The 13,859-nt window shown below is 71.0% G+C and carries 14 protein-coding genes; 9 read left to right on the forward strand and 5 right to left on the reverse strand.

Annotation, left to right across the window (positions count from 1 at the left end):
* Nucleotides 1–194: 194 nt before the first annotated feature.
* Complete coding sequence (locus AC1DS4_RS16270) at nt 195–1,406, forward strand: ATP-binding protein (protein WP_477632892.1); 1,212 nt, start codon at nt 195–197, stop codon at nt 1,404–1,406.
* Nucleotides 1,407–1,499: 93 nt separating this feature from the next.
* The gene (locus AC1DS4_RS16275; RefSeq protein WP_477632893.1) at nt 1,500–2,468 is read left to right on the forward strand and encodes a carbon-nitrogen hydrolase family protein; all 969 of its coding nucleotides are present in this window, start codon (nt 1,500–1,502) and stop codon (nt 2,466–2,468) included.
* A 10-nt stretch (nt 2,469–2,478) separates the two neighbouring features.
* On the opposite strand, the gene AC1DS4_RS16280 is transcribed toward AC1DS4_RS16275, so the two are convergent.
* Nucleotides 2,479–2,979 (reverse strand): cupin domain-containing protein, encoded by a 501-nt coding sequence (locus AC1DS4_RS16280; protein WP_477632894.1) that lies wholly within the window; start codon nt 2,977–2,979, stop codon nt 2,479–2,481.
* 132 nt (nt 2,980–3,111) lie between these two features.
* Here AC1DS4_RS16280 and AC1DS4_RS16285 point away from each other — a divergent pair, with 132 nt between their 5' ends.
* Nucleotides 3,112–3,732 carry a TetR/AcrR family transcriptional regulator gene (locus tag AC1DS4_RS16285; protein WP_477646078.1) on the forward strand — a complete coding sequence of 207 codons (621 nt, stop codon included), beginning with the start codon at nt 3,112–3,114 and terminating at the stop codon, nt 3,730–3,732.
* Nucleotides 3,733–3,878: 146 nt separating this feature from the next.
* Nucleotides 3,879–6,500 carry a glucosidase family protein gene (locus AC1DS4_RS16290; RefSeq protein ID WP_477632896.1) on the forward strand — a complete coding sequence of 874 codons (2,622 nt, stop codon included), beginning with the start codon at nt 3,879–3,881 and terminating at the stop codon, nt 6,498–6,500.
* A 57-nt stretch (nt 6,501–6,557) separates the two neighbouring features.
* Here the strand turns inward: AC1DS4_RS16290 and AC1DS4_RS16295 are convergent, their stop codons facing one another.
* Nucleotides 6,558–6,998, reverse strand: coding sequence for a VOC family protein (locus AC1DS4_RS16295; RefSeq protein WP_477632897.1), 441 nt, complete (start codon nt 6,996–6,998; stop codon nt 6,558–6,560).
* A gap of 104 nt (nt 6,999–7,102) precedes the next feature.
* Here AC1DS4_RS16295 and AC1DS4_RS16300 point away from each other — a divergent pair, with 104 nt between their 5' ends.
* The 5 genes from AC1DS4_RS16300 to AC1DS4_RS16320 all read left to right on the forward strand — a co-directional run bounded on the left by AC1DS4_RS16300 (nt 7,103) and on the right by AC1DS4_RS16320 (nt 12,122).
* Entirely contained in the window at nt 7,103–7,864 is a 762-nt protein-coding gene (locus tag AC1DS4_RS16300; protein ID WP_477632898.1) for an MBL fold metallo-hydrolase, read from the forward strand.
* 83 nt (nt 7,865–7,947) lie between these two features.
* Nucleotides 7,948–8,988: an ANTAR domain-containing protein gene (locus AC1DS4_RS16305; RefSeq protein WP_477632899.1), complete on the forward strand. Its 1,041-nt coding sequence runs from the start codon at nt 7,948–7,950 to the stop codon at nt 8,986–8,988.
* A gap of 40 nt (nt 8,989–9,028) precedes the next feature.
* Nucleotides 9,029–10,357: a PP2C family protein-serine/threonine phosphatase gene (locus tag AC1DS4_RS16310; protein ID WP_477632900.1), complete on the forward strand. Its 1,329-nt coding sequence runs from the start codon at nt 9,029–9,031 to the stop codon at nt 10,355–10,357.
* A gap of 22 nt (nt 10,358–10,379) precedes the next feature.
* Nucleotides 10,380–11,444 (forward strand): aldo/keto reductase, encoded by a 1,065-nt coding sequence (locus AC1DS4_RS16315; protein WP_477632901.1) that lies wholly within the window; start codon nt 10,380–10,382, stop codon nt 11,442–11,444.
* A gap of 72 nt (nt 11,445–11,516) precedes the next feature.
* On the forward strand, nt 11,517–12,122 hold the full coding sequence (locus AC1DS4_RS16320) for a DUF421 domain-containing protein (protein ID WP_477632902.1): 606 nt from the start codon (nt 11,517–11,519) through the stop codon (nt 12,120–12,122).
* Here the strand turns inward: AC1DS4_RS16320 and AC1DS4_RS16325 are convergent, their stop codons facing one another.
* From AC1DS4_RS16325 to AC1DS4_RS16335, 3 genes are all read right to left on the reverse strand, one after another.
* On the reverse strand, nt 12,123–12,614 hold the full coding sequence (locus AC1DS4_RS16325) for a nucleoside deaminase (protein ID WP_477632903.1): 492 nt from the start codon (nt 12,612–12,614) through the stop codon (nt 12,123–12,125).
* Nucleotides 12,615–12,683: 69 nt separating this feature from the next.
* Complete coding sequence (locus tag AC1DS4_RS16330) at nt 12,684–13,274, reverse strand: methylated-DNA--[protein]-cysteine S-methyltransferase (RefSeq protein ID WP_477632904.1); 591 nt, start codon at nt 13,272–13,274, stop codon at nt 12,684–12,686.
* On the reverse strand, nt 13,271–13,771 hold the full coding sequence (locus AC1DS4_RS16335) for an RNA polymerase sigma factor (protein WP_477632905.1): 501 nt from the start codon (nt 13,769–13,771) through the stop codon (nt 13,271–13,273). The genes AC1DS4_RS16330 and AC1DS4_RS16335 overlap by 4 nt, the downstream gene beginning before the upstream one ends.
* Nucleotides 13,772–13,859: the final 88 nt, after the last annotated feature.

Below are 13,859 nucleotides of genomic sequence, written 5' to 3' on the forward strand. Positions count from 1 at the left end.
ATCCTTGGTCTGGCCGGGCGGTCCGGCGCTGTGGTGGGGCCACTGTGGCCAGCGCCTCTTGGGCGGCACTTGGGCTGGACTTGAAGCCGGACTTGAGCTCGACTGCACCCCGACCCGAACCCGTCGAGGGCGACACGATCGCCGCGTATCGCGAAATCTCCGGGAATCGCTAGAAACCCCCATAGCCTGCGATCGTGGACCCGATACGCAACCCCTACGCGCCCGGAGCCGGCCAGCGCCCACCCGAGCTCGCCGGTCGAGACGAGCAGCTGCACGCCTTCGACGTCGTGCTCGAACGCATCGCGCGCGGCCGACCCGAGCGGTCCATCGTGCTGACCGGGCTGCGCGGGGTCGGCAAGACGGTGCTGCTCAACGCGTTGCGCTCCGCGGCCGTCCGGGCCCACTGGGGGACCGGCAAGCTCGAGGCACGTCCCGACCAGGGCCTGCGCCGCCCGCTGTCCGCAGCGCTGCACGTGGCGGTCCGCGAGCTAGGGCATCCCGCGGGTGACGAGGTGGACCACGTCCTCGGGGTGATCAAGGCCTTTGCCCAGCGGGATGCCGCTCCGGGCGCCAAGCTGCGGGAGAAGTGGAACCCCGGCATCGACGTTCCCGTGGCCACCGGCCGCGCGGACTCCGGCGACATCGAGATCGACCTGGTCGAGCTGCTCACCGATGTGGGCGGGCTGGCGGCCGACGTGGGCCGGGGCGTCGCGATCTTCATCGACGAGATGCAGGACCTGTCCCCCGACGACGTGTCGGCGATCTGTGCGGCCTGCCACGAGATCTCCCAGTCGGGCCTGCCGGTCATCGTCGTGGGTGCCGGACTGCCGCACCTCCCGGCCGTCCTGTCCGCGTCGAAGTCCTACTCCGAGCGACTGTTCCGCTACCAACGCATCGACCGCCTCGACCGCGCCGCGGCCGACCTCGCCCTCGTCGCGCCGGCCGCCGACGAGGAGGCCGAGTTCACGCCCGAGGCGTTGGACGCGATGTATGCCGCGACCGCCGGCTACCCGTACTTCGTCCAGGCCTACGGCAAGGTCGCGTGGGACGTCGCCCCGCGCTCGCCGATCACGGCCGAGGACATCACGGTGGCCGCACCCGAGGCGGAGGCCGAGCTGGGCGTGGGGTTCTTCGGGTCCCGGTTCGAACGAGCCACCCCCGCCGAGCGCGAGTACCTGCGAGCCATGGCGGACGCTGCGCTGACGCTGGCCGAAGCCGGCGAGGAGGTCGACGAGACCGAGTCGGTGCCCACCGCGTCGGTGGCACAGGTCCTCGACCGCAAACCCCAATCCCTCTCTCCGGCAAGGGATGCGCTCCTCAAGAAGGGTCTGATCTACTCCGGTGAGCGAGGCCGGATCGCGTTCACCGTCCCCCACTTCGGCCGCTACCTGCGTTCCGCCAGTTGAGGTAGGTCATCACGAGGGCGACCGGTCTACCGTGAGGAGCAGGGCTCGCCCGTCCTGGGCCTGACCTGAGCGACGTCGGGTGGAGGTGCCTCGATGAGCAGAGTCTTCACGGCGGCTGCGGTGCAGGCGTCCTACGTGCTCATGGATCGCGAGGCGACGACCGACAAGGTCGTGCAGCTCATCGCGGAGGCCGCCGCTCGGGGCGCCGAGCTGATCGTGTTCCCCGAGGTCTTCGTGCCCGGCACGCCGATCTGGATCGACTCGGTCCCCATCTGGGACGGCGACGAGGCCTGGTTCGCCCGCCTCGTCGACCAGGCGGTCGTCGTACCAGGGCCGACCACGGAACGGATCGGCGCCGCCGCCCGGGAGGCGGCGGCATACGTGGTGGTCGGGGTCGACGAGCGGGAGCCGCACGGGACCACGATCTACAACACGCTCCTGTACTTCGGGCCGGATGGACGACTGCTCAACAAGCACCGCAAGCTGATGCCCACGGGATCCGAGCGGACGGTGTGGGGGATGGGTGACGGCTCGATGCTCGACGTGGTGCCCACCGACCTGGGCCGGGTGGGTGGCCTCATCTGCTGGGAGAACTACATGCCGCTGGCGCGCTTCCACCAGTACGCCCAGGGGGTCGAGATCTGGGTCGCGCCCACCCTGGCCCAGGGTGACGGCTGGATCGCGACGATGCGGCACATCGCCCGGGAGGGTCGGGTGTGGGTGCTCGGTGTGAACCCCTGCCTGCGCGTGGACCAGATCCCTGTCGACTTCCCGGACCGCGACCGCGTGTGGCGGGCGCAGGAGGGTGCCGAGGCCGAGTGGGTCGAGCCGGGCAACAGCGTGATCTGCAACCCCAACGGCGAGATCGTCGCCGGTCCGCTGCGTCACGAGGAGGGCATCCTCGCCGCGGAGGTCGACCTCACCGCGGTGGCCTCCGGACGACGGATGTTCGACCCCGTCGGCCACTACCACCGCCCCGACGTCTTCCAGCTGACCGTCGACACACGACGTCAGCGCGCCGTCACCGTCCTGTCCGAGGAGACCGCTTCGCAGGGAGGGTGACCCTGGGGCCTCACCCGAACGGCGGCGGGCCGAGCAGCACGATCCCGCCATTCGCCTGCGCGGAGGCGCGGACCCGGTCGAAGTCGACGACACCGTCTGCGCCGTCGACCCCGTCCTCGGCCAGCGGTTCACTCGCATCCCAGTAGAACGCCTCGCAGCACCCCGGCGTGTGCAGGAACAGGATCTTCGCGCTCGCCGACAGCACCCGGAAGGCGTGCGGCACTCCCCGTGGTGCGACCGCGACACCGCCGGCACCGACGTGGTGGTCGACTCGGTCGACGTGCATAAGGATCTCGCCCTCAAGCACCAGCGCGGTCTCGTCGGAGTCCGGATGGGTATGCAGCGGGGTCGCCTTCCCGCCGGACATCGAGTCCTCGAACAGCAGGAAGGCGCCGTTGCTCTCGTGGGCGCGCACCTTCCAGGTGTGGACGCCGCCGCCGAAGAACCAGCGACGCTCTCCTTCGCCCTCGGCCCTGATGATGGCTGCGGGAACCGTGGTCGTGCTGGACATGACGCCCACTTTCGTCGGACTTGCGCGGGGATCGGAGTCGACCGGAGTCGCCGTGTGGCCACGCCGGTCGGACACACCGTCCGTGAGACTGGAGTCTCATGATGAGACTGACGTATCATGAACGGTGTGTCAATGCCCTACGAGACCCACGGCCGGACCGGTCAGAAGAGCCGCACCCGCAGGGCGCTCGTCGACGCCGCGCGCGCCATGGTGGCCAGGGGTGAGATCCCGACCGTCGACCAGGCCGCCGTCGCGGCCTCGGTGTCGCGCGCCACGGCATACCGCTATTTCCCCAACCACGGGTCCCTCCTGGCTGCCGCCCATCCCGAGACCGGCGCGCGTTCCTTGCTCGGCGACGACCCTCCCGCGGAGCCTGCCGCGCGGCTCGACATCGTCATCCGCGCCTTCACGACGCTGATCGTGCAGACCGAGGCCCAGCAGCGCACCATGCTGCGGCTGTCCCTCGAGCCCCGTGACGCAGACGGCTCGCCGCTGCCCTTGCGGCAGGGTCGGGCGATCGCCTGGATCACCGAGGCCCTCGAACCGCTGCGCGGACAGCTCGGCGACCAGGCGCTGCACCGGCTCGTTCTGGCGATCCGCAGTGCCGCCGGGATCGAAGCGCTGGTCTGGCTCACCGACATGGCGGGACTGTCGCGGGACGAGGCTGCGGACCTGATGTGCGAGTCGACCCAGGCGCTGCTGACGAGGGCGATCGCTAGCCCCAGTGCGGCGGTCGGGACGTCGGCTGGCTAGCACGAGATTTTGCGTTGCCGGTCCGCAGGGCCGGGTGTAGCGTCCCAAGGTCCGGACAAAGTAGTCCGAAAACCTCGGGCGAACCGTCCAGACCACCCAGGCGACGCCGCCCGGCGTCGCTCCCCCTTCTGGGTCGGAGGACGACGATGTCTCGATCTCACGTTGCCGGTGCAACAGCGCTGCTGCTGGGAGTGGCCGTCATGGCGGCACAGGTGCCCGCCACTGCCACGCCGAGGGGAGGGGGGACCGCAGCGGCGGTCGCCGCGGCCGGCGACGAGCTGTCGGTGAGCACGCGCCTGGCCGACCGGCGGGAGGTCTCGGCCGGCACCCGCGCCTACTCCATCGGCTTCGAGGACGGCCGGTTCTACGCGAACGGCTGGCACATCACCGGTGAGATGGGCGGCGTCTGGACACCTCCGATGAAGATGGTCGACGGCGTGTGGTTCGGCCTCGACGACCAGTGGGTGGGGCCCGCGACGAAGTTCACGAGCGGATGGGGCTACAGCCGCTACGACCTGCCCGACACCGCAGGCCTCAAGGTCGCGCGCACGGACTTCGTGCCTGACGGCGTGCGTGGTGCGCTCTTCGGCCTGACCGTGACCAACCCGGGTGCGGCCCGGACGGCCAAGCTCTCGGTCGACGCCCACTCCGAGCTGATGGGCCAGTACCCGTGGGGCTTCGGCGGCGTGACCCCGAACGCGAGCGACAACCTCCAGGACACCGGTGCCTACGACGGCAAGAACCTCGTCTTCACCGACGACGGTGCGCTGCCCGGGGCCCCTGTCCACCACTACGCCGCGGTCGTCGGCACCGCAGCCACCCCGAGCACCGGGCAGATCGGCAGCCAGTTCTACGGAGCCCAGCCCGGCCACCGCTGCACCGGCAACGAGACGGGCGCCCCGGCAGACCCCAAGCCCTCCGCCTGCGACGACGGACCCTTCGGAAAGGGCACCGGCGGCCGGCTGACCTACAGCCTCGACCTGCCGGCCGGCGGCTCGACGACGATCTGGCTGGCCGTCGCCGGCTCCGACCAGGGACTGACCTCGGCGCGTGGCGAGCTCGCCAAGGCGCTGGCCGACCCCGGTGCGGCCCTGGCCGCCAAGAAGGCCTCACGCCAGGCGCTGTCGCAGATGACGCAGCTCTCCCTGCCCGGCGACCCGCTGGTGCAGGACGCAGTGCAGTGGGGCAAGCAGAACATTGCCGACCTCACCCAGACGGCGACCGACCTGCAGATCCGCTGGACCAACCAGGGCAAGCAGTTCCCCGCACCCTCCGGGACCGTCGCCAAGGCGACCTGGATCGGGGCGGGCTTCCCCGACTACCCGTGGATCTTCGGCACGGATGCCGAGTACACCGCGTTCGCCTCGGTGTCGGTCGGGCAGTTCGAGGCGATCAAGGACCACTTGCGGGCGTTGCGCGAGGTGTCCGACATCCTCAACAACCGCTCGGGCGTCGTGACGCACGAGGTCGTGTCGGACGGGTCGATCTGGTACGGCCAGGACTCCCGCAGCACCAACCCGGACGGCACCACGGCATACAACTTCAACACCGATGAGACGGTGAAGTTCCCCAGCACCGTGGCGCTCCTGTGGCGCTGGACCGGTGACAACGGGTTCCGCGACGAGATGTACGACTTCTCGGTGCGCAACCTCAAGTACGTCACCCGCACCCTCGACGCCGACCACGACGGCTTCCCCGAGGGCCTCGGCAACGTCGAGCGCGGCGGCATGGGCACGGAGAAGCTCGACAACACCGTCTACTACATCCGCGGGCTCTACGACCTGGCCACCATGGCGAAGGCAAAGCACGACGGCCCCACCTTCTCGTGGGCCAACACCCTCGCCCGCCAGATCAGCGACCGCTTCGACGGGGCGTGGTGGTATGCCGCGGCGTCCCAGTACGCCGACTCGCTCACCGATCCCGGCAACGTCCAGTCGTTCCAGAAGCACTGGATCGGCCAGACGCCGATGGAGGCCGAGCTGCAGGTCAACGGGCGCACCGTGCCCGGCCTCGCGCCGTTCGCCCACGGGAACACCGCGCTCGCCGGCCGCGAGGACCCCTGCTACAGCGGGACGGCTCCCCTGTCTACCGGCCTGTTCCACACGGGGTGCGGCGGTGGCCAGAACGGCCAGGGCGAGAAGGTCGTCTTCGGCCTGACCACGTCGATCCAGTCGATCGGTGAGGGCAACTACGGCCGGCTCGGCGCCGGACAGCAGCAGCGCTACACGCACGCCCTGGCCGACCCGATGTTCGCCGAGCCCGCCACGGGCGGGACACCTGACGAGCAGCCGGGCGCGATGCCGGAGATCTTCCCCTCGCCGGACCAGGGCGCCAACATCGACCGCTGCTGGACCTGCCGCTCGATGTTCATGCAGGCGTGGGGCAACTACGGCACCGCGTGGGCGGTCGTCCACCAGTGGCTCGGCCTCCAGCCCGACCTCGGCAACGGCGAGCTGGTCGTGGTGCCGCAGGTGCCGGCCGGTCAGCCATCGGCCTCCGGTGAGCACATCCGGCTGGGCGGCGGGTTCGCCGGCGTGACGGCCTCCGTCCTTGGTTCGCGCTACACGACGACCCTTGCCGTCGACAGCGCCGTCGGGGCCGACAAGGTCTGGATCGGGCACACCGTCCCGCGCGGCAGCACGGTGACCCAGGTCGTGCTCGACGGGCGGGTGCTGTCCGACTGGACCAGCCGTACGACCAACCGTGGCCTCGAGGTGACCGTCCCGACCAAGGCCGGCTCGCACACCCTGGTGGTGACGGCCTCCTGAACCATGCCGTGGCAACGCCGTTCTGCGCAATGGCGTTGCCACGGTTGGTGCGAGGCGTCAGCCGAGGCGCTGGGCGAGTGAGACCACGAGCCCTTCCGGCCCCCGGACGTACGCCATCCGCCAGGAGCCCTCGTACTCGCCGACGCCCCCGACCAGTCCGTAGCCCTGTGTCGCAGCCCAGTCCACAGCTGCCTGCAGGTCATCGACCTCGAAGGACACGTTGCGCAACCCCAGCTCGTTGGCCATGGCGGCCGGGGAGCCGGGCACGGAGTCGGGTCGCACGAACCTCGCGAGCTCCAGGCGGGTGCCATCGCCGGGTGGCTTCAACATGACGATCTCGGTGCGGGAGCCGGGAATGCCGCAGACCGTGTCGAGGAACTCGCCCTCGACGAAGGTCCTGCCCTCGACCTCCAGGCCCAGCGCCACGAAGAAGTCGGTCACGAGGTCGAGATCCGCGACCGTGATGCCGATGTGGTCGAAGCGTCGTACGTGCGACATGGGCCCGTCCTCCCGTCGTGCCGATTGCGCATCCGCAACCCGAAAGCGCCTTCGCAACGGTAGGGCACCTCGCGTCGGGCTCCGACACCTGACACAGTGACTCGATGCTGAACGAGGTGGCCGACGGTGTCTGGGTGCGGCAGAGCGAGTGGGTCTGGAGCAACGCCATCGTGGTTCGCGGAGAGGCCGGGTTGACCGTCGTCGATCCCGGCATCGACGGCTCCGACCTCGACCAGCTCGCCGATGACGTGGACGGGCTCGGCATCCCGGTGGTCGCGGGGTTCTGCACCCATCCCCACTGGGACCACCTGCTCTGGCACTCGCGGTTCGGAGACGTCCCGCGCTACGCCACCGCTGCCGGCGCCCAGGTTGCCACCGAGGCCCGGGAGCGGGCGCAGGCGATGGCGGCGGAGAGCGCGACGGGCATCCCGCTCGAGCTGGTGGCGCTGCTCACCCCGCTGCCCTCGGACGGGGCACTCGTGCCGGGCGAGATCATCGAGCACCAGGCGCACGCCCCCGGCCACGCGGCGATCCTCCTGGCGGACCGTGGCGTCCTGATCGCGGGTGACATGCTCTCGGACGTCCTGATCCCGCTCCTCGACGCCCGCCGTCCTGGTCAGCTGGACGCCTATGAGTCGGCACTCGACCGGCTGGGTGAGGCTGCCCGGCAGGTCGAGGTCGTGGTCCCGGGCCACGGCGCGGTGGCGCGGGGGGTCGAGGTCGCGGTCCGCTTCGAGGCCGATCGTGCCTACCTCGACGCACTCCGGCGAGGAGAGGAACCGGCCGACGCGCGTCTGCAGCAGCACGACTGGCTCTCCGTCCCGCACCAGTCCAACGTGCAACAGGTCGGAGACCCAGCCGGCTGAACCCGGCGTGCTCGGGACGGTCGACGTGGTGGGACCAGGGCATAGGATCAAGCCACGTGTCGCTCGGCGGAGGAGCAGATCTGATGGCCGTCCAACTGCCTGATGAGGAGCGAGAGTGGGCTGCTGAGAAGCGCGACTTCGTTGCGGACCGGCGTGACGAGCTGGCGGCGCGGCGCGACCGAACTGGCGATGCGAGGGACCGGACAGCCGCCACGCGGGAGGCGGCGCTGGACGAGCGGGAGTTGCGCGTGGACGTCCGCGCGGCCGAGCTCGGTGCCCCGCCTGACGGTGCCGAGGCGGGAGCGCAGCACATCGATGCCCGCGCTGCTCGGGAGCAGGCGCGGCAGGACCGTGACGAGCTGGCGGGCGAGCGCGATGCTGCCGCTGGTGCTCGCGACGAGGCGACACAGCTGCGAACGGAGGCCACTCCGACCACGCGGCTGGCGTCGGCGTTCGCCGCCATTGCGGAGCATCTCTACGCAGCCGACTCCTTCGATGATGTCCTTCTGCGGATCGCCCAGACCGCGGTGAGCACGGTTGCGGGCTGCGAGATGGCGAGCGTCACGCTCAGTGGGCGAGGGTCGTATCAGACGGCCGCGACCACGGACCTGGCCGCGTCGGTGGTCGACCAGGCGCAGTACGACGCGCACGAGGGGCCCATCCTGGACGCGGTCGACACCCCGGTCGTCTATGCGCAGTCGTTCCCGGACACCCGCTGGCCCACGCTCGCGTCCCGTCCGGCCGACCTGGGTGCGCACTCAGCCGCTTCCTACCGCCTGGCGGCGGCGGGTCCTGCGACCGCGGGCACCGGAGGATCGCTGAACACCTACGGCACGGAGGCCGATGCGTTCAGCGACGAGGCTCAGCAGATCGGACTCATCCTGGCCGCACACGCGTCGGTGGCTGCCGGGGCGGTCCGTGAACGCGACGCCCTGCAGGATCTGGCAAAGAACCTCAACGAGGCCCTGTTGTCCCGAGATGTCATCGGCCAGGCCAAGGGGATCCTGATGGAGCGGCTCAACCTCAGCCCGGAGGAGGCCTTCGACGTCCTGCGTCGCTCATCCAACCGGCTCAACGAAAAGCTGCACACCCTGGCGCTGCGCCTCGTCGAACCCGAGTCGTAGGCACGGCCCCGTGCGGCGTCGGGGGCGTACTGTTCCCGCCATGGCGACCTCCGAACGGTCCACGGAGCTCCTCGGCGGAGTGCTGGACGCCGCGGAGAACGCCTCTCCGTTGCAGGCGGTGGAGGCGGTCACCGAAGCCCTCGCGCAAGCCCTCGGCTCGTCTGCGGCGTTCTTCCTCATTGCCGACATCTCCGGGCGCGGACTGGTCCGCCTCTCGCACGGGGCCTCCTCCGAGGAGCTGGCGCAGCTGGGCCTCGGCGGCCAGGAAGGGTTCCTTCGGGCGGAGGACAACGAACAGGCCGTCGTGGTGCCGTTCGACGGTGGGCCGGTCGAGACGGCGTTGCGCACCCAGAGTGTGCAGGTCATCCCACCCGCCGCGGACTCGGGCGGGGGCCGGAGCCCGGCCCGATGGGTCGTCCTGGCGCCGGTGACCGAGCGGGGCGAGGTCCTCGGGCTCCTCCAGCTGTCGCTGCCCACCGATCCAGACGCTGCCACCCTGGGCCAGATCTCCCGCATCGGCCACGTGCTGTCGTTCGTGGTGATTGCGAACCGGCGACACACCGACCTCTTCGAGTGGGGCCAGCGCAGCACGGCGTTCACCCTGCCCGCCGAGATCCAGCGGCGGCTGCTGCCCGCGGCCTTCACGTGCGAGGCGGGAGCGTTCACTCTCTCGGCGTGGCTGGAGCCGGCCGCGTCCGTCGGCGGCGACACGTTCGACTACTGCCTGGGCCGCGACGCGCTGCACCTTTCGCTGACGGACGCGATGGGGCACGGAGTGGCAAGCGCACTCACCGCCACCTTGTGCGTGGGGAGCCTGCGCAACAGCCGCCGTCAGGGCTCCTCACTGCTCGCCCAGGCGCGGGACGCGAACCTGGCCCTGTTCGAGCACGCCACCGCCACGGGCTCGGAGAGCTTCTCCACCGGCATGCTCGGCCGCCTCGACCTTCGCACCGGAATCCTCGCCCTGGTCAACGCCGGACACGTCGCTCCGTACCTCTGCCGCGCAGGCACCACGCGGGCTGTCCCCCTCCCGGTGAACGTGCCCCTGGGGTTGTTCGCCAGCACCGCCTATCGCAGCACCCACTTGGACCTGGAGCCGGGAGACCGGCTCGTCATGGTCACCGACGGCATGCTCGAGCGCGATGCCGCCACCATGGACCTGATCGCCGAGATCACCCGGACCCGGGACCTGCACCCGCGCGAGGCCACCCGCCAGCTCACCGACCTGGTCCTGCAGGTCTCCGGTCAGGCCCTTGCCGACGACGCCACCCTCCTCGTCCTGGACTGGCACGGCTGCCACGGGCGCGACCGGGAAACCACCGCAGGCTCTCAGAAGCTGCGCCCTGCACCAGTCAGTGAGCCGCTGTGACCTCGAGGAGGAGCTCCACCCCATGAGCGAGACGACCGACCACGCCGGACAGAGCCCCCACGCCACGACCAGGGTCGACCTGGGCCACGGCCTCGAGGTCAGCCGACTCGGCTTCGGCGGCATGGCGATCACGCACGTCTACGGTGAGACCGACCCCGCCGAAGGGCTGCGCACCCTCCACCACGCCGTCGACGCAGGCGTCACCTTCATCGACACCGCAGACGTCTACGGCCGTCCACGTGAGGGCGAGTCCGGACCGGCAGGCACCAACGAGGAGCTTGTGGGCGAGCTGCTGCGCACCCGTCGCGACGAGGTGCAGCTCGCGACCAAGTTCGGCATCACCGGCATCCCGAACGACGGGCCTGGCGCGACCGCGGTCCGCGGCGACGCGGCATACGTGCGCAGTGCTGCGGAGGCGAGCCTGCGACGTCTCGGGACGGACGTCATCGACCTCTACTACCTGCACCGTCGCGACGTGACCGTCCCCATCGAGGAGACCGTCGGCGCGATGGCCGAGCTCGTCGCAGCGGGCAAGGTGCGCCACCTCGGGCTGTCCGAGGTCACCGCTGACGAGCTGCGTGCGGCCGCCGCGGTCCACCCCATCACCGCGGTTCAGAGCGAGTGGAGCATCTGGTCGCGGGACGTCGAGGACCACGTCGTCCCGGCTGCGCGCGAGGTGGGGGCCGGCTTCGTGCCGTACTCGCCGCTCGGGCGCGGGTTCCTCACCGGGGCGATGACGAAGGAGGCCGTAGCCGCCTCGATGCTCAAGGGTCACCCGCGGTTCGACGCCGGCTTCGAGGCCAACCAGCGGGTCGTCGGGGTCGTCACGGCCGTCGCCGCCGAGCTGGGCGCAACTCCCGCCCAGGTCGCGCTGGCGTGGCTGTTCGCCCAGGGCGAGCGCCTCGGTATGCCGGTCGTGCCGATCCCCGGCACCCGTCGCCTCGAGCGCGTGGACGAGAACCTCGGAGCCATCGCGATCCACCTCGACGCCGACCAGCTGGGGCGGCTGGAGGCCGCTGCCGACCTCGCCGAGGGTGGACGCAACCTCAGCACGGACCCGGCCTGGATCTCGTCCGGGCGCGAGTAGCCGCGTCACCAGTGCAGAGGCTGTAGCCCGGGTTAGGTTGGCGGCCAGAGCCATCCAGCCTGAGGAGCCACCGTGTTCGAACAGCTCGTCGCCGCAGCGCCGCGGGGAGTCATCGACGACCTCCTCCACCTGGACATGCCTCCGGCGGAGAAGGTCATCCGAACCGTCGCGATCTACCTCGGGATCCTGCTGATCATCCGCGTCGCGGGCAAACGCCTGATGGCACAGATGAACTCGCAGGATCTCGTCGTCGTCCTGTTGCTGTCCAACGTCGTCCAGAACGCCATCATCGGTCAGGACAACTCGCTCGTCGGCGGCCTCCTGGGCGCCGCCGTCCTCGTCCTCGTCAACGCGGGACTGGACCGCTGGTCACTGCACAGCGCCCGAGTCGCCTGGCTGCTCGACGGCCGGCCCACGGTGGTGGTCAGGGACGGCGTGGTCGACGACCGGGCCCTCGCCCACGTGGGCATGAGTCCCGAGGAGCTCACGAACGCGATCCAGACCCACGGGGCCGACTCGCTGAGCGAGGTGCAGCACGCCGCGCTCGAACCGGGAGGTTCCATCACCGTCGAGCTGCGGCCCGACGCGCGCAGCGCCACCATCGGCGACCTGCGACGCGCGGTCGACGCGCTCACCGCCCGCCTCGACGCGCAGGGAGGCGCAACCCCTCCCGCCTGATCACCGACCTTCGGGTATGCCGTGCAGTCGCCGGTGCAGCTCCCGCACCTCCTGCTCGAGCTCGGGAGCCGGACCGTCCACCCGGAGCCCGGGCGCAACGGCCTGGATCGCCAGCGGGACGACTGGTCCGGGCGGCACGTCCCACTCGCGGAGCCAGCCGACGAGCTGCCGGGTGGACACGGCATACACGATGCGACCGAGGCCGACCCATGCGTGCGCGGCCGAGCACATCGCGCAGTGCTCGCCGGAGGTGTAGACGGTGCAGGCCGCGCGCTCGTCGGCGGCGAGGTGCTGGGCCGCCCACTTGGCCGCCTCGAACTCCGGGTGACGGGTCTGGTCGCCGTCCTGGACCCGGTTGCGGTCGGCGAACCGCACGGCCCCGCCTCCGTCGACGAGCACCGAGCCGAAGGGCTCGTCGCCCGCCTCGAGCCCTTCTCGGGCGAGGTCCACGCACTGGCGCAGGTGGGTGAGGTCGACGTCGGAGAGGGACACGCCTCCGATGCTCGCAGACCACGCCGCACCCAACCACCGCCGCACCCAACCACCGCCGTGGTGCGGACCTCAGCGGTGGCCGGCCTCCAGCTCGAGGAGGTAGCGCTTGGCGGCCAGCCCACCGGCATACCCGGTCAGGGCACCGCTGGAGGCGACGATGCGGTGGCACGGGAGCACCACGCACAAGGGGTTCGCCCCGAGGGCGGCGCCGACGGCTCGCGCGGCCGTGGGCCGGTCCACGCGGGCAGCCAGCTCGCCGTAGGTCGCCCGGTCTCCGTAGCCGACTGTCGCCGCGAGGCGGGGCAGCACGGTCCGCTGGAAGTCGGACGCGAGCGCCAGGTCGGTGCGCAGCGTGAACTCCCGCGTCAGTCCGGCGAGGAAGTCCTCGAGCTCGCTGCGGGCGTCGTCCAGCTCGCGTGGTTGGCGCAACACCCGCGGTGACACGCGTTCACTGAGACGCGCCAGGACGTGGTCCTCGTCCTGGGTGGTCGGGACGAACGCCGAGGCGACGAGCGCGCCAGTGTCGTTGCGGGCCAACAGCATTCGGCCGATCGGAGTCTCCTCCACGACGTAGGAGACATCGCTCGGAGCGAGCACCGGAGGGTGCAGGTGGGCAGGACTCGGCTGGAATCCGGCGAGGCGGGCAGCGGGGTCGGTCATGACACGTCCTTACGCAGGGTCGCGAGCGCGTCGCTCACGAGGCGCCGGCTCATGGCGGGCGAGGTGCCCAGCACGGTGGCGATGGTGGGGTGGTCGAGGTCGGCGACGTACTTGAGGACGACGGCTTCGCGCTGCCGGGCTGGCAGCGCCGCCACCGAGGCCCAGAGGGGTCCGTCGGGCAGCTCGGCGTCAGCGGCCGGAGCGGCCTCCCTGGCTGTCGACAACGACGCGGGGTCGTCGTGGGGCACCGCACGGCGGGCCCGTTGCCGGTGCACGTCCATGGCGCACCGGTGCGTGATCGTGAGCAGCCAGCCGCGCAGGTTCCGTGCCGAGCCCAGCGTCGGATACGCCGCGAGCGCCTGCGCCCACGCCTGCTGGGCGACGTCGTCCCCGTCCACGGGGCCGGCGAGGGCGTGGGCGAGGCGCGCGACGTCACGCCAGTGCGCGTCGACGAGGGTCTGGAAGGCGGGCAGCTTCACACCCATGGAACGCCGCACCTCCCCATCGTGTGAGTCGTGTGAGTCCCGTGACTGGCGGGCCCGCGTGGGCCCGAGCCAGAGAGCCAACCGCCACCGTATGCCGCGT

The organism is Pedococcus sp. P3_C7, assembly GCF_056402615.1.